At 53.7% G+C, this 16,202-nt stretch carries 20 protein-coding genes; 8 read left to right on the plus strand and 12 right to left on the minus strand.

What is annotated here, in order from left to right:
- Nucleotides 1-46: 46 nt before the first annotated feature.
- On the minus strand, nt 47-1,309 hold the full coding sequence (locus K7G70_RS01325; protein WP_223786787.1) for a nucleotide sugar dehydrogenase: 1,263 nt from the start codon (nt 1,307-1,309) through the stop codon (nt 47-49).
- Entirely contained in the window at nt 1,310-2,569 is a 1,260-nt protein-coding gene (locus K7G70_RS01330; protein ID WP_223786788.1) for a 6-phosphofructokinase, read from the minus strand.
- Between the two features lie 234 nt (nt 2,570-2,803).
- On the opposite strand from K7G70_RS01330, the gene K7G70_RS01335 reads away from it, so the two are divergent.
- Nucleotides 2,804-3,367 (plus strand): adenylate kinase, encoded by a 564-nt coding sequence (locus tag K7G70_RS01335; RefSeq protein WP_223786789.1) that lies wholly within the window; start codon nt 2,804-2,806, stop codon nt 3,365-3,367.
- 49 nt (nt 3,368-3,416) lie between these two features.
- On the opposite strand, the gene K7G70_RS01340 is transcribed toward K7G70_RS01335, so the two are convergent.
- The 4 genes from K7G70_RS01340 to groES all read right to left on the minus strand — a co-directional run bounded on the left by K7G70_RS01340 (nt 3,417) and on the right by groES (nt 6,198).
- Entirely contained in the window at nt 3,417-3,683 is a 267-nt protein-coding gene (locus tag K7G70_RS01340; protein ID WP_223786790.1) for a hypothetical protein, read from the minus strand.
- Nucleotides 3,680-3,934, minus strand: coding sequence for a sulfurtransferase TusA family protein (locus K7G70_RS01345; RefSeq protein ID WP_223786791.1), 255 nt, complete (start codon nt 3,932-3,934; stop codon nt 3,680-3,682). The genes K7G70_RS01340 and K7G70_RS01345 overlap by 4 nt, the downstream gene beginning before the upstream one ends.
- A 327-nt stretch (nt 3,935-4,261) precedes the next feature.
- Nucleotides 4,262-5,905 (minus strand): chaperonin GroEL, encoded by a 1,644-nt coding sequence (gene groL / locus K7G70_RS01350; RefSeq protein WP_223786792.1) that lies wholly within the window; start codon nt 5,903-5,905, stop codon nt 4,262-4,264.
- Nucleotides 5,906-5,910: 5 nt separating this feature from the next.
- On the minus strand, nt 5,911-6,198 hold the full coding sequence (groES, locus tag K7G70_RS01355; RefSeq protein WP_223786793.1) for a co-chaperone GroES: 288 nt from the start codon (nt 6,196-6,198) through the stop codon (nt 5,911-5,913).
- A 376-nt stretch (nt 6,199-6,574) separates the two neighbouring features.
- On the opposite strand from groES, the gene K7G70_RS01360 reads away from it, so the two are divergent.
- From K7G70_RS01360 to K7G70_RS01375, 4 genes are read left to right on the plus strand one after another with little or no spacing between them, the layout of a single operon-like run.
- Entirely contained in the window at nt 6,575-6,745 is a 171-nt protein-coding gene (locus K7G70_RS01360) for a hypothetical protein (RefSeq protein WP_223786794.1), read from the plus strand.
- A complete protein-coding gene (locus K7G70_RS01365; protein ID WP_223786795.1) occupies nt 6,742-7,446 on the plus strand; it encodes a S1 family peptidase in 705 nt (234 codons plus the stop codon). The genes K7G70_RS01360 and K7G70_RS01365 overlap by 4 nt, the downstream gene beginning before the upstream one ends.
- Nucleotides 7,443-8,717, plus strand: coding sequence for a DUF885 family protein (locus K7G70_RS01370; RefSeq protein ID WP_223786796.1), 1,275 nt, complete (start codon nt 7,443-7,445; stop codon nt 8,715-8,717). Before K7G70_RS01365 ends, K7G70_RS01370 begins: the two co-directional genes overlap by 4 nt.
- Complete coding sequence (locus K7G70_RS01375) at nt 8,710-10,044, plus strand: alpha/beta fold hydrolase (RefSeq protein WP_223786797.1); 1,335 nt, start codon at nt 8,710-8,712, stop codon at nt 10,042-10,044. The genes K7G70_RS01370 and K7G70_RS01375 overlap by 8 nt, the downstream gene beginning before the upstream one ends.
- An 85-nt stretch (nt 10,045-10,129) precedes the next feature.
- On the opposite strand, the gene K7G70_RS01380 is transcribed toward K7G70_RS01375, so the two are convergent.
- Nucleotides 10,130-10,897 carry an ABC transporter permease gene (locus K7G70_RS01380; RefSeq protein WP_223786798.1) on the minus strand — a complete coding sequence of 256 codons (768 nt, stop codon included), beginning with the start codon at nt 10,895-10,897 and terminating at the stop codon, nt 10,130-10,132.
- A complete protein-coding gene (locus tag K7G70_RS01385) occupies nt 10,894-11,817 on the minus strand; it encodes an ABC transporter ATP-binding protein (RefSeq protein ID WP_223786799.1) in 924 nt (307 codons plus the stop codon). Before K7G70_RS01385 ends, K7G70_RS01380 begins: the two co-directional genes overlap by 4 nt.
- A gap of 75 nt (nt 11,818-11,892) precedes the next feature.
- Here K7G70_RS01385 and K7G70_RS01390 point away from each other — a divergent pair, with 75 nt between their 5' ends.
- Nucleotides 11,893-12,063: a rubredoxin gene (locus K7G70_RS01390; RefSeq protein ID WP_223786800.1), complete on the plus strand. Its 171-nt coding sequence runs from the start codon at nt 11,893-11,895 to the stop codon at nt 12,061-12,063.
- Nucleotides 12,064-12,110: 47 nt separating this feature from the next.
- Here the strand turns inward: K7G70_RS01390 and K7G70_RS01395 are convergent, their stop codons facing one another.
- Nucleotides 12,111-12,485: a MerC domain-containing protein gene (locus tag K7G70_RS01395; protein ID WP_223786801.1), complete on the minus strand. Its 375-nt coding sequence runs from the start codon at nt 12,483-12,485 to the stop codon at nt 12,111-12,113.
- 166 nt (nt 12,486-12,651) lie between these two features.
- On the opposite strand from K7G70_RS01395, the gene ubiG reads away from it, so the two are divergent.
- Together ubiG and K7G70_RS01405 are read left to right on the plus strand one after the other, a co-directional pair.
- Nucleotides 12,652-13,356, plus strand: coding sequence for a bifunctional 2-polyprenyl-6-hydroxyphenol methylase/3-demethylubiquinol 3-O-methyltransferase UbiG (gene ubiG / locus K7G70_RS01400; RefSeq protein ID WP_223786802.1), 705 nt, complete (start codon nt 12,652-12,654; stop codon nt 13,354-13,356).
- Nucleotides 13,357-13,358: 2 nt separating this feature from the next.
- On the plus strand, nt 13,359-14,018 hold the full coding sequence (locus K7G70_RS01405) for an HAD family hydrolase (protein ID WP_223786803.1): 660 nt from the start codon (nt 13,359-13,361) through the stop codon (nt 14,016-14,018).
- A gap of 292 nt (nt 14,019-14,310) precedes the next feature.
- On the opposite strand, the gene K7G70_RS01410 is transcribed toward K7G70_RS01405, so the two are convergent.
- The 3 genes from K7G70_RS01410 to K7G70_RS01420 all read right to left on the minus strand — a co-directional run bounded on the left by K7G70_RS01410 (nt 14,311) and on the right by K7G70_RS01420 (nt 16,020).
- A complete protein-coding gene (locus K7G70_RS01410) occupies nt 14,311-14,523 on the minus strand; it encodes a hypothetical protein (protein ID WP_223786804.1) in 213 nt (70 codons plus the stop codon).
- Nucleotides 14,524-14,608: 85 nt separating this feature from the next.
- Nucleotides 14,609-15,502 (minus strand): alpha/beta hydrolase family protein, encoded by an 894-nt coding sequence (locus K7G70_RS01415; protein WP_223786805.1) that lies wholly within the window; start codon nt 15,500-15,502, stop codon nt 14,609-14,611.
- Nucleotides 15,503-15,543: 41 nt separating this feature from the next.
- On the minus strand, nt 15,544-16,020 hold the full coding sequence (locus K7G70_RS01420; RefSeq protein ID WP_223786806.1) for a hypothetical protein: 477 nt from the start codon (nt 16,018-16,020) through the stop codon (nt 15,544-15,546).
- Between the last annotated feature and the right edge of the window lie 182 nt (nt 16,021-16,202).

The following is a 16,202-nucleotide window of genomic DNA, read 5'->3' on the forward strand; positions in this document are numbered from 1 at the left end:
GGCCGGCCAAATGGCCTGTGGTTGCGCGTGGCTCAGGGCTTGGGACTCACAAGCGCTCATCCACCCAAGCCTCTGGCAACAAGCCTTTGAGGTCAAACAACAAGCCATCGGCCTTCAAGTACTGCCGTGGATTGATTTCGGTGAATTGACTGTGGGCCACCGCCAACACCACCAAATCATATTGCTCAGGCTCGGGCTGGGCGATCAACGGCTGTTGCAAAATGGCCGCTTCGGTGGGGTCAACCCAGGGATCGTAAACTTCAATCTGGGCGTGGTATTTTTGCAATTGTTCCACAATTTCAACCACCCGGGTGTTGCGCAAATCAGGGCAGTTTTCCTTAAATGTCAAACCCATGATCAGCACCCGGGCATTGACGATGTGCTTCTGGTGCAGTGCCAACAATTTCAAGATGCGCTCAGACACATAAGCGCTCATGTTTTCATTGATGCGCCTGGCGGTGGTGATCAATTGCGGAAAGTAGCCCTTCTCTTGGGACTTGTGAATCAAGTAATAGGGGTCAACACCGATGCAATGGCCACCAACCAAGCCGGGGGTGAACTTCAAAAAATTCCATTTGGTGGCCGCCGCTTCAATCACCTGCAACACATCAATGTCCATCTCATGGAACATCATCGACAGTTCATTCATGAAAGCGATGTTGATGTCACGCTGGGTGTTTTCGATGGCTTTGGCCGCTTCGGCCACCTGAATGGATGGGGCCAGGTGGGTGCCCGCTGTGATGATTTTTTGGTACAGGCCATCGATCGCTGCAGCGACCTCTGGGGTGGAACCTGAAACCACTTTGACGATGGATGACAAGGTGTGAACTTGGTCACCTGGGTTGATGCGTTCGGGCGAATAACCCAGATAAAAGTCCTGATTCAACACCAGACCACTGGCGGCCGTCAGGATGTCGGCACAGACCCCTTCGGTGGCACCGGGATAGACCGTTGATTCATAAATCACGGTGGCGCCCTGGGACATCATCGATCCGACCAACTCAGACGCTTCGATCAACGGTGTCAAGTCGGGCGTGTTGTTGTCATCCACTGGGGTCGGTACGGTGATGATGAACACATTGGCCGAGTTCAAAACACTGGCGTCAGCCGAAAATCGCAAACCGGATGCTTGTCGCAGTTGATCGCTGGTGACTTCCTGGGTGTGGTCTTGGTGGTTCTCCAACTCAGCCACCCGCTGCGGATTGATGTCATAACCCACCACTGGGTAATGCTCAGACAAGGCCAGGGCCAGGGGCAAGCCCACATAACCCAAACCAATCACCGCGATGTTGCTGTTTTGATCAATCATTCAAATGTCAAATTTAGCCAGTTTTTGTGGCACCAGATTTTGCGTTAAACGCACATACTGGGGCAGGCCATTGTCATTGTACGGGGGATAGGCTTCGCCGACAATCAACGGTTGTAAGTATTTGCGACAGGCCTCGGTGATGCCAAAGCCGTCTTCGGTGATGTATTCACGGGGCACCATCTTCTCCACGTTGGCCAAATCTTTCAGTTCAGCGGTGGCAATTTCCCACTGGTATGGGTCGTCTTGCAGTCGCTTGATCACCGGCATCACCGAATTGCGTCCCGCCACCGCCAATTCGATGGCTTTTTCGCCCACGGCATAAGCCTGTTCCAAGTCGGTTTTGGACGCCAGGTGCCGGGCCGATCGTTGCAGGTAATCACTGATCGCGTAATGGTATTTGTAACCCAGATGGTCTTTCACCATTTGCGCAATGACCGATGCCACACCGCCCAATTGCGCGTGGCCAAAGGCGTCGGTGGTGCCGGCATCCGCCAAAAAACGCCCATCGGGGTTTCTGACCCCTTCTGAGACCACCACCGAACAGTAGCCATGGCTTTCCACCGACCATTTGACCCGTTGCAAAAACGCCGCTTGGTCAAAAGGAATTTCTGGAAACAGGATGATTTGGGGTGGTTCGTCATGGCTGTTGCCCGCCAAACCACCGGCCGCTGCGATCCAACCGGCATGCCGTCCCATGACCTCCATGATGAACACTTTGGTGGAACTCTCGGCCATCGATTCGACGTCCAACGAGGCTTCCATCACCGAAGTGGCGATGTACTTGGCGGTGGTACCAAAACCGGGACAGGTGTCGGTGACCGGCAAGTCATTGTCAATGGTTTTGGGCACCCCGATGCAGGTCACATCCAAACCGCGGGCTTTGGCCATCTGTGACACTTTGTATGCGGTGTCCGAGGAATCACCGCCGCCGTTGTACAAGAAGTAGCCAATGTTGTGGGCTTGGAACACATCAATCAGGCGCTCATATTCTGCCCGCTGGGCTTCCATGTCCTTGAGTTTATAGCGGCATGAACCAAACGCCCCACCAGGGGTGTGGCGCAAGGCCGCGATATCGGCATCGCTGTGTTGCGCGGTGTCCACCAACTGTTCTCGCAACACGCCGATGATGCCGTTTTTGGCACCAAACACCGTGCCCACTTGGGGATTTTTGCGGGCCGCTTCAATCACACCGCAGGCAGTGGCATTGATCACGGCGGTGACGCCGCCTGATTGGCAGTAGAGGGCATTTTTCTGCGTCATATATTCAATCCTGATTGCTAATTTGGGGGTACGTATTGACTAAAAGGCGTTGGGCGTGTACTGTAGCACGTTTTTTAGCGCAAACACCCCAGGCGTTCATGTCTTTCAACTGTGGCCGCTGATTTTAACTGAAAATTAAGACCATTGCATGAAGTCTGACGGCCAATGAACCGTCCCCCCAAACCGGGTATTTGCCAAGATCTGAACCCCATAAACCATTATTGAAAACTGCTTATGAGAATCGTATTACTCGGTGCGCCTGGAAGTGGCAAAGGCACGCAAGCCAAATTGATCGTTGAACAACTGCAGATCCCGCACATTTCCACCGGTGATTTGCTGCGTGGCGCCATCGCCGCCAAAACCCCTTTGGGGCTGGCCGCCAAAGAAGTCATGGACAGAGGTGACCTGGTGTCAGATGAAATTGTCCTGGGCATGCTCAAAGACCGTTTGTCTGCAGACGATGCCAGCAATGGCTTCATCCTGGACGGATTTCCTCGCAACGTGACCCAGGCTGAAATGTTGGAACAGCTGTTTCAAGAACTGAACCTGACCTTGGATCACGCCTTGTTGATCCAAGTGGACCCCGATGAAGTGGTGGCCCGCATCGCCAAACGCGCCGAAATTGAAGGCCGCACGGATGACACCGAGGATGTGGTGCGCAATCGCTTGAATGTCTACAACGAACAAACCGCTCCGGTGGCGGCGTTTTACCAACAACAAGGCATCGTCACTGAAGTGCTGGGTACCGGCAGCGTTGAAGACGTGCAAGCACGCATCCAAGCCGTTTTGCGCTTCTGATCCATTGTCTACATCCTGCCGGTGGCCGCTTGGCGGCCACCGGTGGTCCTCACCCAATCACGGCCAACAAAGCCACCAACAGCGGCATCAACAAGGCCAGACCCCAGCATTTCATAACCACAGGAAAAGCCGGTTTTTCACGCTGGGTGTACACATAAATGGCATTGATGATGGCGGTCAAGGGCACGGCTAACAGGCCCAATAGATACACCCCCAAGCCGGTGAAACTGCCATCCCCTTGGGTGCCGACAACCACTGCCCAAACCACCAACACCTGAACCAACATCGGCATCACCACCCCCCACACATACCTCATGAGGCAGCCTCCCCGGCATCGACTACCACGGCAAAGACCCATTGATCACTGGCTTCACTGATTTTTTCCAAACCATGGCCAAAGCGTTCGCACCAGATGGCAAAATCCAGCTCGGCATGGGGGTCGGTCACGGTGATGTGCACCACCGCGCCAGCAGACAAGGGCTTGACGGCTTGTTTGAGCATGGACAAGGGCTGTGGGCACAACAAGCCTGTGGCGTCAATCAACGGTGTGTTGGATGGGTCATTCATGCTGTGATTGTAAGGCTTGATTGGGAGGATGCAAGTGGCAGGCCTGATTTTCCAGGACCCCAAATGCAAAAGACCGCCTCGTGGGGCGGTCTTTTTGGGCCTTGAGATCAAGAAAGGGGGAAAAGGGTGTGTGTGAGCTTGATCTCAACCTTGGTACCCAGTTTACGCTTCCCCTCAGACATTAATGTGATGGCGCTCACAATTTCCAAAGTAATTGGATTTTTTTCTGTACTTTTGCTGGCAACCCAAATCCTGCCATCCACTTGACCACAAAAAAGCCCTGGGTATAACCAGGGCTTTTGACATACCATCGATGGTGCGGCTGGCTTACATCATGCCGCCCATACCACCCATGCCGCCCATACCGCCCATGTCAGGCATAGGGGCTTCTTCCTTAGGCAGTTCGGCCACCATGCACTCGGTGGTGATCATCAAACCAGCCACCGAAGCGGCATGTTGCAAGGCCGAGCGGGTCACTTTGGCTGGATCCAACACGCCTTCTTTGATCATGTCGACGTACTCGCCAGTGGCGGCGTTGTAACCGTAGTTGCCTTTGCCTTGTTTCACTTCATTAACCACCACCGATGATTCTTCACCGCAGTTGTTAACGATTTGACGCAGGGGCTCTTCCATCGCCGTGACGGCAATGGAAATACCAACGTTTTGGTCTTCGTTGGCGCCTTTCAGACCGATCACTTCGGCTTGGGCACGCAACAAGGCCACCCCACCACCAGGCACCACACCTTCTTCAACAGCGGCGCGGGTGGAGTGCAGGGCGTCTTCAACCCGGGCTTTCTTCTCTTTCATTTCCACTTCAGTGGCCGCACCGACTTTGATCACTGCCACACCGCCGGCCAATTTGGCCACGCGCTCTTGCAATTTCTCTTTGTCGTAGTCGCTGGTGGCGTCTTCGATTTGGGCACGGATTTGGTTCACGCGGCCTTCGATTTCAGACACTTCACCGGCACCGTCAATGATGGTGGTGTTGTCTTTGTTGACTTGGATGCGTTTGGCCGAACCCAAATCTTCCAAAGAGGCTTTGTCCAATTGCAAGCCGACTTCTTCGGAAATCACGGTACCACCGGTCAACACCGCGATGTCTTCCAACATGGCTTTGCGGCGATCACCAAAACCAGGGGCTTTGACGGCACACACTTTCACGGTGCCACGCATGTTGTTAACCACCAAGGTGGCCAGCGCTTCACCTTCGATGTCTTCGGCGATGATGAACAGTTTTTTACCGGTTTTCGCCACGGCTTCCAACACCGGCAGCAAATCACGGATGTTGGAGATTTTCTTGTCGTGCAACAAAATGAACGCATCGTCCAAATCGGCTGACATGGTTTCTTGGTTGGTGATGAAATAGGGTGACAAGTAACCACGGTCAAACTGCATACCCTCAACCACATCCAGTTCGTTTTCAAGTCCTGATCCTTCTTCCACGGTGATCACCCCTTCTTTGCCCACTTTGTCCATGGCTTCAGCAATGATTTCACCGACAGACGAATCAGAGTTGGCAGAAATGGTGCCCACTTGGGCAATGGCTTTGGAATCTGAACAAGGGGTGGCTTGGGCTTTGATCGCGTCCACGGCCACGGCCACGGCTTGGTCAATACCGCGCTTCAGGTCCATGGGGTTGCGACCAGCGGCCACGGCTTTCAAGCCTTCGCGCACGAATGCTTGGGCCAGGATGGTCGCAGTGGTGGTGCCGTCACCAGCCACGTCATTGGTTTGCGAGGCCACTTCTTTGACCATTTGCGCACCCATGTTTTCAAACTTGTCTTCCAGTTCGATCTCTTTGGCCACCGACACACCGTCTTTGGTCACGGTGGGGGCACCGAAACTTTTTTCCAACACCACATTGCGGCCTTTGGGACCCAAAGTGACTTTAACGGCGTTGGCCAAAATGTTCACACCACGGGCCATCTTGGCGCGGGCATCTTCTGAAAATTTAACTTCTTTTGCACTCATTGTTATTATCCTATGATTCCGATGATGTCTTCTTCTTTCATGACGAGGTATTCCACGCCATCCACCTTAACTTCACTGCCCGAGTATTTACCGAACAACACGCTGTCACCCGCTTTGACATCCAAAGCACGGATTTCACCGTTGTCCAAAATGCGGCCATTACCCACAGCAACCACTTCACCACGTTGCGGCTTTTCGGCGGCCGAACCAGGCAACACGATGCCACCAGGAGAGGTGGTTTCCTCTTCGACGCGCTTGACAATTACGCGATCATGCAAAGGACGAATATTCATTATCGAACTCCTTAAAAATAAAATTTATAGTAATACAGTTAACTAATACGAAGAAGCGCCATGGGTGCTTGGTCCATAACGCCTCGGTTGGTGTGACATGTGGGGTTGGCAAAATTGAATTCAAGTCAATATCCACAGATTTTCTTGATTTTCTTGCATTCTGTCTCGCCGAACCAAATGCCAATGCACTGTCAGCGGTTTTTGGCTGGTGCTGGGCTTGATCTAACGGCGCCTCCCATGGTCAACCACCGGTGTTGCAACGGCGGACTGGGTCCATCACCACACACCCTGCAGGGCGCTTCAGACTGACCTCTGACACATGTTGTTGGCCGCCGGTTTTGCTTTAATGGTTGGTAGTTCAATGCCCCAGTACCACATGTCTTTGCTCAGTTTGGCTTATTTCATGACCTTAACCCCAGCCTTGTTGTTGGCCGCCATCTTAATCAAGCGCAGCACCCACCAACAACCGGGGCGGATCCTGGCTGTTCTGGTTTTGATGATGACCTACCTTATCATGGGCATGAAAACAACCGGAGACATGCATTGAAACTGAACACCATCCTGTTGTTGGCTTTGTGCAGTTGTCCAGCGGTGGCGACTGAGCGCTACAGCGGTGCCAACCACATCCAATTCCAACACAGCGAAAAACCCTTTGTGGGCAGTGGCTTTTTGTTGCAGCACGGTCAACAGGTCTATGCCGTCACTGCCAAACACGTGCTGTTTGAAACCATGGACCAGGGCATTGACCACATCAACATTGACGGCCAGGTCACGCAATGGCAACTCAAACCATTCAATGAAGACACCGGTGTCGTGACCCTCGGCAAACTGTTGAATGCCAACCCAGCCGAAGCCCTGGATATGGCGGTGTTGGCCGATGATTGGCTGTTGTTCGCCGTCAAAGAAAACCACTCCCGCTTGCAGCCTTTGCGGTTGGCCGACGAGGCACCACAAGCGGGTGATGAGCTGGTCACCCATGGCTGCACCTACCAAAGTCAAGCCACGTGTCATCAAGACCGCTTCAAGGGTCACTTTGTGCGCATGGAAGGTGACAATTTGTTGCTCAAGTTGAACGATGCCGAACCCGGCACCTTGCGTGGATTGAGTGGAGCGCCGGTGTTGAATGCCGCGGGTGAAGTGGTGGGCATTGTGTCCAACGTGTTACCCGATCCTGACGGCGGTCACTATTTTGCCCCCTTTGGCACAGGGCCGCTGAAATCCTTTTTGCTGGACGAGTCTACAAAATGAAGCGCTTGGTTTTGGCTCTGCTTGGTTTGATGGCTGGCTCGACCGTTGCGCCAGAACCGGCGCAGCAGGAAACCATCAGCTGGTCGGCACTGGCTCAGCAAGCCCAATCATTGAATATACCCAGCCCCAGACTGGATTTTGCCGCGGTTTTGCAACAGCGCGGAACAGCGGAAGACCACGCCGTTGCACTCAAGCGGCTGCAAAGGGTCCAAGCCCAAGCCAACACGTTCGTCCCCCAATCATGGTGCGAGGCCCGTGCCTGGGATGACTTGGTGTTCAGACTGGAAACCCAACAATTGCGTTATCAATTGATGCAGTCGGCAGCCCAACAGTCGCCAGTGGCGGCCTATGCCGGCCGGGTTCATGCCTTACCCCAGGGGGCTCTGTGGTACCGCTATTTGACCCGGTGGTGGTTGGGCGCCGAGGTGTCGGCCGATGCCTTGTATGCGATGGGCGAACAGACTTTTACCGAAGCCATCGCGGCACTGCGTCAAACAGCCAAGGTTGACAACCAGCCCATGATTGACAGCCGCCAAGATATCGCCATCCAAGCCCAGCTGCGTGCCAGCGCGGCCCGGGTTGAGCAGAACCTGGATCGGCTGTTTCACCCCATGCCGGGGGTGTCCCAACCGGCATTCGCCCGCTCACCCTTGGGTCCTGAGTTCAGTGCCCCCGGGCATTACGGCAACAACACCATCTACTACAACCCATTACAGGACGCCTTTGATCTGGCCCAGTTGGATTGGCTGTATATCCACGAAGGCATACCAGGACATCACTTACAACAACAAATGAGGCGGCTGCACCCACTGTGCCCCGACGTGTCTTCAAGCTCGCCACAAATGGCCTTCATTGAAGGGTGGGCCGCCTACACCGAAACCCTGGGTCATGACATGGGCTGGTACCGGGATCAAGCCAGCCAAGCCTATGCCCTCCGCTGGGCATCGTTGCGGGCCATGCGGGTGATGATTGATGTGGGCATCCATGCCCGCGGCTGGACCGATGCCGAAGCCAGACAACATTGGCAGCGTCATTTCCCCGAGGGGGCCGATGTGATGGAACGGGAAATACAACGCATCAAGCGTTGGCCCATGCAAGTCATCACCTATGTCTATGGCATGAATCAAATCAAACACAGCTTATCAAAACAGGCCGCCAGGCCAGATTTTGATCTCAGAACTTTTCACCACCAACTGTTGGGGCTGAGCCACTTTCCGCTGCAAGCCTTAACCCATTTGGACAGTTACCAACCGGAGGCCCACCATGAATAAATTGTTTTTCTTGTTGCTGTTGTGCAGCACCTGGCTCAACGCCACCGAGCTCAAACCCAGCCCACTCATGGGCATCCAAGTGCAGGCCAACCCCACAGGTGGCGGGGTTGAAATCTTGCGTGTGTTGCCCGACAGCACCGGCTCAGCACTGGGTTTAAGCCAAGGTGACGTGGTGCTGCAGATCAACCACACAGCCATCAACAGCCCACAAGACCTGGTCAGCAAGATCCGCACTTTGGCAGTGGGCGATGCCCTCAAAGTGGCGGTCAAGCAAGGGCCAGAGACGCAAACCCTGAGCGGTGAACTGCTGGGTCGCCCACCTGAACAACACCCCGACTTTGCCGTGGTTTATGACCAAGTCACTGTGGGCCAAAACCACTTGCGCAGCATGGTCTATAAGCCGCATGACTTGAAACCCGGCCAACGCCTGCCGGCTTTGTATTACATCCAGGGCTATACCTGCGGCTCGGTGGACCACAGCCCGTTCATGCAATTGACATTGCAACAACTGCTGAATGAGGTGGTGTTGAATGGCTTTGTGGTTTACAAGGTTGAGAAATTTGGGGTCGGTGATTCGGTCGGTCCTTTGCGCTGTGACCAAGTGGATTTCAGCACCGAATTGACCGGCTTTGCCGCCGGGCTCCAGGCTTTGCAGGCTTATGACTTTGTCGATCCGCAACGGGTCTATGTGTTCGGTCACTCACTGGGTGGTTTGGTGGCTCCACTGCTGGCCCAAAAACATCAATTGAAAGGCCTGTCGGTTTATGGGTCGGTGGTTGAGCCTTGGTATGATTATTTGTTGAAAATTTTCGGTGAACAAGCGCAGCTGTTTGGCACCGATGCCGAGACCGCCGCCAACAACGAGAAACTGATTCAACCGCTGTTGCACGCTTGGTTAAAAACCGATCGCCATTGGGACGACATCGTGGCCGATCCACAATATGCCGCCGCCCTGGAGTCCGGTCTGATGCCCCACAGCGGCGACCAGGTATTCAACCGCCACCACAGCTTCTTTAAAGACCTGAACCAATATGATTTCAAACAAGCTTGGGCCAACTACCCAGGCGCTGTGCTGGCCATGCACGGCGAATACGACATCCAGGCCATCAATGCCGATTGGCTCAAAGACATTGCCCAGGCCGCACCCCAGGCGGTGACCCAAATCATCCCCCAATCAGAACACAGCCTGATGCGTTATGAGTCGCGTGAGGCGCTGATGACCGCCATGCAAACCGGCACATTCAGCCCCGCCAACCCAGGCGACCATTACAGCCATGAAGTGGCCAAAACCTTGCTGGCTTGGCTGAAAAAAACCGAAAAGAATTGATATGATCGGCCCATCACCGCCAACTGATTGCGGTGTTGGGTTAACCATTCAGGACGCCCTTAAATGGCTGTGATCAATGCCCGCATCAAGACCGCAAACCGATGCCTTTGTGCAGGATGTACCAGGAACAGAAGCCCAGGATCAAAACAAAGGCAATAATGATGCCATAGGCCACACCCAAGTTGATGTCACTGACACCCAAAAAGCCGTAGCGGAAGGTGTTGACCATGTACAACACAGGATTGATCAAAGAGACTTTCTGCCAAAAATCCGGCAACAAGGTGATGGAGTAAAACACCCCGCCCAAATAGGTCAAGGGGGTCAGCACAAAGGTCGGAATGATGGCGATGTCATCGAATTTGTTGGCAAAGGCGGCATTGATGAAGCCACCCAGCGAAAAGACGATGGAGGTCAAGACCACGGTGGACAGGATGATCCACACATTGTGCACCTGGATGTCGGTGAAGAACAATGAGATCAAGGTCACGATCAAACCCACCGATAAACCACGAAACAGGCTGCCACTGACGTAACCGGCCAAAATGGCCCAGTTCGGCATCGGCGAGACCAACAGCTCTTCCACGTGTTTGGCAAATTTGGCGCCAAAAAACGACGACACCATGTTGCCATAGGAACTGGTGATCACCGCCATCATCACCAGGCCGGGAACGATGAAGGACATGTAGTCAAAACCACCCATTTCGCCGATGCGCGAGCCGATCAAGTTGCCAAAGATCACGAAGTACAAGGTCATGGTGATGGCCGGAGGCAACAGGGTTTGAGACCAGATGCGGATGATGCGCGTGACTTCTTTGCGCAACAGGGTTTTGATGCCGATGTAGGTGGTGCTCATGCTTGACCTCCATTGTTTTCGATCATTTTGACAAACAGCTCTTCCAGGCGATTGGCTTTGTTGCGCATGGATGAGACTTGGTAACCCGCTTGATCAATGGTTTTGAACACGCTGTTGAGGTTTTTCGATTTGGGCACGTCCAATTCAATTGAACAATCGTCTTTGTGCACCGCGCCCAAAGCCTGTAACAAGGCGTCATCCGGGTGGTGGTCCAGGTCAAAGATGAAAGTCTCCACATCCAGGGTTTTTAACAATTCCTTGATGGTGGTGTTGCGCACGATTTCACCGTGGTCGATGATGGCGATGTTTTTACAAAGCTGTTCGGCTTCTTCCAAGTAATGGGTGGTGAGGATGATGGTGGTGCCTTGTTCGGCAATCTCTTCCACAAACGACCACATGGAACGGCGGATCTCGATGTCGACCCCGGCAGTCGGCTCATCCAGGATCAACAATTTCGGCTCGTTGACCATCGCCCGCGCAATCATCAAGCGGCGCTTCATGCCTCCTGACAGGCCCCGCGATACGCTGTCTTTCTTGTCCCACAGTTGCAGCTGCTTGAGATACTTTTCGGTGCGGACCAAGGCCTCTTCGCGCGGCACGCCATAGTAACCGGCTTGATTGGCGACGATGTCGACTGGCTTCTCAAACATGTTGAAGTTGAATTCCTGCGGCACCAAACCGATCATCGATTTGACCGCCTGACGGTCGCTGTACAGGTCTTTGCCGAACACCTTGACCTCACCCGAAGTGGCATTGACCAAGGAGGCGATGATGCCGATCATGGTCGACTTGCCAGCACCGTTGGGTCCCAACAAGGCAAAGATTTCTCCGGCGTTGACGGTGAGGTCCACCCCTTTGAGGGCTTGGGTACCGTCTTTGTAGGTTTTGACCAGGTTGTTGATGGCTAAAGCTGTTTCCATAAATCACTCGATTTTAGCGGTTGATTTTTCTCAGTTTGACCGTATATTGGCTCCATCTGAATCTCTTTGGACACCATGGAAACTGAGTACAAAAAATACATTTGTGTTGTCTGCGGCCTGATCTACGACGAAGCCGATGGTTGGCCCGATGACGGCATTGAGCCCGGGACCCGCTGGGAAGACGTGCCAGAAACCTGGATGTGTCCCGATTGCGGCGTCACCAAAGAAGATTTCGAACTCCTCTGAGCCGCGGCTTGGCTGTGCCCAAGCCCAATCATCCCAAATCCAGCCCATCACTGGGCGGCTGGCAGGCATTGCATGCGGCGGTAATTGCGCCAATGCGCCAGCACCATGAAGGTGCCGCCGACCACAAACAGCGCCGACTCCGTCAGCACGCTGACTTGGTTCTCCAGCAGGGTGGCGGTCAGCAAAAAGCCGTAACCGAGCACACAAAACAGAATCACTTTCTTGTCATGGTGGCGTTGCCAGCCGCGTGAAAACGACCACAAAGCAATCACCCCGATCACCGTCATCCAAATCCACCCATGACCAAAGTGCGCCCAACTGGGCACCACCGCTGACAAACTCAGCAAGATCGGCAGCATGGCACACTGAATGGCGCACAGTCCAGACAGGAACATACCGAGTTTATCCGCGAACGATTTCATGGTTGAAGCAAGGGCAGGTGTACAAATGCAAGATGATACCAGATATGGGTTGTTTTCGAACAGTCACAAGTCAAGTCTGCACAAAAGCAGTAAAAAGTTACCACCTGCATTCCACCCCCCGCGACCAGACCATCGTGTACAATAGCCCTTTTGTTTGCCAAGTCTCATGAACAGCAACCACTACCCCGCAGAAATCAAACAATTCGATGGTCAGGCGGCTTTTTGGTGGGACCCCAATGGCCCCTTCAAAACCCTGCACCAAATCAACCCCGTGCGCCTGCAATACATCACCGAACGGGTGGCCTTGAACGACCAACAGGTGTTGGATGTGGGTTGTGGTGGCGGCATTCTGGCCGAAGCTTTGGCCCAAGCCGGTGCCCACGTGACCGGGTTGGACTTGTCTGCCGCTTCATTGGCAACGGCCAAAATGCACCTGCACGAATCGGGGCTGCAGGTGGATTACCAAAACCTGAGCATCGAAGACTTTGCAGCGGCCCAGCCCGCCAGTCAGGACGTGGTCTGTTGTTTGGAAATGTTGGAACACGTGCCGGATCCCGGCAGCATTTTGGCGGCCTGCGTGGCGGCCTTGAAGCCTGGCGGCTGGTTGTTTTTATCGACCCTGAACCGCCACCCCAAGGCCATGTTGCTGGGCATCTTTGCCGCTGAACACCTGCTGCAAATCGTGCCCAAGGGCACCCACCATTTCGAACAGTTCATCAAACCCTCGGAGTTGGTCAAAATGCTGCAAGCACACCCGGTGACGATCCAGGACCTGACCGGCATGCGTTACAACCCGCTCACCCAATCGGCGGCGCTGGACCCAGAGGATTTGGACATCAACTACTTTGTGGCGGCCCAGAAAAACGCTTGATCATGGACCGCTACCAAGCCATTTTGTTTGATTTGGACGGCACCCTGATCGACACCGCTATTGACATGATCCATGCCCTGGCTCAATTGGCCGACAAGCATGGCATGGACCACACCTTGAATGTGTCTGAATTTCGCCAATACATTTCCCAAGGTGCGGTGGCGCTGGTCAAATCGGTGTTCAATGATCCACCACAGCAGCAACTGGAAACCCTGCGACAAGAATACCTGGTGATTTACCAACAGCAGCTGAACACCCACAGCCATTTGTTTGATGGGGTGGCGGGTTTGATCGACCACTTGGACCAACAGGACATTCCATGGGGCATCGTCACCAACAAACCTTCCTGGTTGGCCAAACCCATCGTGCAGCACATCCGTGCTTTGAAAAACAGCCGCATCCTGGTGTGTGCCGATGAAGTCGGCAGCAGCAAACCCAGCCCGCAACCGTTGCTGCAAGCGGCCGCCAACATGGACTTGAACCACGCGGCCACTTTATACCTGGGCGACGCCCGCTCCGATGTCGAAGCCGCCCACGCCGCCGGCATGTCATCCGGCATCGCCTTATGGGGATACTTGGCCCCCGAAGATGACCCCAAACAGTGGTCAGCCCACCACCACTTTGCCAGCCCAGTGGATTTGTTGCCGCATTTTATGGGTTGAGCTCTGTGCTTGTTCAAGGCTTGCAAAGCCTGCCCATGAGAAGACACTGTTTATATCGACTTACCGGCGAAAGCCGGTTCCCAGTGTCTTTTGGCAAGAACCAAATATTATGTCAATTGGCAAATTTAAAGCGCATACGCAAGACGCTGGATTGCGGCCTTCGCTGCTAAGACGATGGTTTAAGTTGTCAAAGTGAAGTAAGCCAAATACCCATTGAATGACATTGAATGCGGGCCCTGTTTTCACCAGTGGCAGGCTTTCGCCGGTAAGTTGACATTAAAAGCTGCTTGATTCAATCCCGTTCATCTGCCGGCTTATAACGAAACAACTCATCGTGGATGCGTTGGGCCATGGCGACGATTTCTTGTGGGGTTTTCTGCCAGACTTCGGCCGTGGCGCATAGGCCAGCGGTGATTTGGATCATGGCTTGTTCGCCCACGCCAATGCCTTTTTTGTGGATGCCACCGATGTTTTGTGGGTGGACCGGGTTACTGGGGTGTTGCATGTTGACTCCGGCCTGTTCCTCAGGCGCTGTTTTGATGGACCCCATATTGTAGCCAAAAAACCACGCACGCCTTGTGAAGAAGGTCTCAATGGCTGGTTGATTCAGCCGCCAATTGACTGAACAAGGTCAGCAAAGGCTGGGCCAACTGGGCCTGAGACTCTGGGCTCAAGGTGTGGTCATCATCCAACACCAAATGCCGGTGCTCATGGGGATGATCACTCAATTGCTGCATCAATTCTTCAGCCATCGCGGTGGAGGGCCAGATGTGATCCTGTTCCACCGACACCAACAAAATGGGTCCGTTGATCATGTGCACCGGCAGGCGGGCCTGGGTGGCTTGGTTGGTTTGCAAAGCCCGCTGGGCCCGTTGCCAGGTGGTTTGGTCCCCGGCCGGAGGCAAGGTCAAGGTGGCCACATCTTCGCCCCCCAAGGTCCAAGCCACGGACCCACGTTGTCCCTGCCAGGCCACTGAGGATGGTACCAAAGCGGCCACTGCCTGGATGCGGGGGTCATGGGCGGCGGCCAAGATGGCCAGTTCCGTGCCACGTGACACCGCTAAAACCCCAACGCCGGCAGTTTGCACATTGGGTTGAGCCAACAACCAATCAATGCCTTGACTGACCGTTTCCACCGGGACCCGATCCAAAGTGCTTGACCTGCCTGGGGCATTGAAATAAGCCAAGGCCAACACCACAAAACCAGCTTTTGCCAGTTGCTCGGCATACACTTGATTCAATCTGCCACCGGAACCACCCAGCACGATGATGGCAGGAACGGGTTGTTCATGGTCGGTTGGGAGATACAAACGACCCACCACCTCTGGGGTGTCCACACTTTTTGCCTTGTACTTGTTGTCTGCCGAAGAGCCTGTTGATACCCCCAGCATCAACGACCACAACATCAACCAAGGCAATGGCTTGTTAATTTGTTTCATGTTGTCCATCCAATCATCGATTTGCATGCCCCACAGCCAAATCATGCGGCTCAGTCATGAGCCCGATGATCAAACGGACATGCCGGTTAGTTTTTGACTTTGATGTGATCTGCACAAGCAGTCAATGACAAGCCCTTCGAGTCACAAAATGCCATGACATTTTGAGAAATCCACTGAAATTTATGCTCTCCAAACCCCGTTCTTGATGGCGTTTCATTGCGGTTGGTTGGGGGTTCAATGGCCACACATTGAAAAGCCATGCCCTGGTAGTCAATGCTGTTGCCTTCCTCAATGATGGCCGGTTCCAGAAACGGATCCGCAGGTGGTTGCTTGATCCTTTCTTCCAGCGGTATGCTGGCTGTACTGGGCTCACAACAACCTGGCTTGTGAGACATGAATGACGATCCACAGGCACCCAGTGCATTGGTTAAATTCAAGGCGTTGCCTGCTTTGATTTCTGCCGCCGTTAAATAGTAAACATCTGGCTGCTTCGCAGCGCCTGTTTGGTAACTGAGCAAAGCGCTCAATGCGGCGCTGATGACGTGGTGGTTTTTGGCTTTCATGGGTGACATGGGACTTGACATCAATGCCATATTTTAGGGTCATATTAATCTGAATAACATGTTTTTTGTGGGTAACATTCAGTGCTGGCATTGACCGTTATTTAGACCGAATTGAACACGTCATGGTCGAAAAACCCCTGCCGCCCATTTAGGCTATAATGATTTAAACCTGAGTTCAAAAA

Origin of the sequence: Marinicella meishanensis, from assembly GCF_019931145.1 — a bacterium.
Classification (GTDB): Bacteria; Pseudomonadota; Gammaproteobacteria; order Xanthomonadales; family Marinicellaceae; genus Marinicella; species Marinicella meishanensis.

Excerpts from the sequence above, each read along its gene's own strand:
- K7G70_RS01335 (WP_223786789.1), top strand. The coding sequence starts at position 2,804 with ATGAGAATCGTATTACTCGGTGCGCCTGGAAGTGGCAAAGGCACGCAA.
- ubiG (WP_223786802.1), top strand. The coding sequence starts at position 12,652 with ATGAACAGCAACCACTACCCCGCAGAAATCAAACAATTCGATGGTCAG.
- K7G70_RS01390 (WP_223786800.1), top strand. The coding sequence starts at position 11,893 with ATGGAAACTGAGTACAAAAAATACATTTGTGTTGTCTGCGGCCTGATC.
- K7G70_RS01370 (WP_223786796.1), top strand. The coding sequence starts at position 7,443 with ATGAAGCGCTTGGTTTTGGCTCTGCTTGGTTTGATGGCTGGCTCGACC.
- K7G70_RS01375 (WP_223786797.1), top strand. The coding sequence starts at position 8,710 with ATGAATAAATTGTTTTTCTTGTTGCTGTTGTGCAGCACCTGGCTCAAC.
- K7G70_RS01415 (WP_223786805.1), bottom strand. The coding sequence starts at position 15,502 with ATGATTTGGCTGTGGGGCATGCAAATCGATGATTGGATGGACAACATG.
- K7G70_RS01340 (WP_223786790.1), bottom strand. The coding sequence starts at position 3,683 with ATGAGGTATGTGTGGGGGGTGGTGATGCCGATGTTGGTTCAGGTGTTG.
- K7G70_RS01395 (WP_223786801.1), bottom strand. The coding sequence starts at position 12,485 with ATGAAATCGTTCGCGGATAAACTCGGTATGTTCCTGTCTGGACTGTGC.
- groL (WP_223786792.1), bottom strand. The coding sequence starts at position 5,905 with ATGAGTGCAAAAGAAGTTAAATTTTCAGAAGATGCCCGCGCCAAGATG.
- K7G70_RS01405 (WP_223786803.1), top strand. The coding sequence starts at position 13,359 with ATGGACCGCTACCAAGCCATTTTGTTTGATTTGGACGGCACCCTGATC.
- K7G70_RS01325 (WP_223786787.1), bottom strand. The coding sequence starts at position 1,309 with ATGATTGATCAAAACAGCAACATCGCGGTGATTGGTTTGGGTTATGTG.
- K7G70_RS01380 (WP_223786798.1), bottom strand. The coding sequence starts at position 10,897 with ATGAGCACCACCTACATCGGCATCAAAACCCTGTTGCGCAAAGAAGTC.
- K7G70_RS01345 (WP_223786791.1), bottom strand. The coding sequence starts at position 3,934 with ATGAATGACCCATCCAACACACCGTTGATTGACGCCACAGGCTTGTTG.
- K7G70_RS01410 (WP_223786804.1), bottom strand. The coding sequence starts at position 14,523 with ATGCAACACCCCAGTAACCCGGTCCACCCACAAAACATCGGTGGCATC.
- K7G70_RS01330 (WP_223786788.1), bottom strand. The coding sequence starts at position 2,569 with ATGACGCAGAAAAATGCCCTCTACTGCCAATCAGGCGGCGTCACCGCC.
- groES (WP_223786793.1), bottom strand. The coding sequence starts at position 6,198 with ATGAATATTCGTCCTTTGCATGATCGCGTAATTGTCAAGCGCGTCGAA.
- K7G70_RS01420 (WP_223786806.1), bottom strand. The coding sequence starts at position 16,020 with ATGAAAGCCAAAAACCACCACGTCATCAGCGCCGCATTGAGCGCTTTG.
- K7G70_RS01360 (WP_223786794.1), top strand. The coding sequence starts at position 6,575 with ATGTCTTTGCTCAGTTTGGCTTATTTCATGACCTTAACCCCAGCCTTG.
- K7G70_RS01385 (WP_223786799.1), bottom strand. The coding sequence starts at position 11,817 with ATGGAAACAGCTTTAGCCATCAACAACCTGGTCAAAACCTACAAAGAC.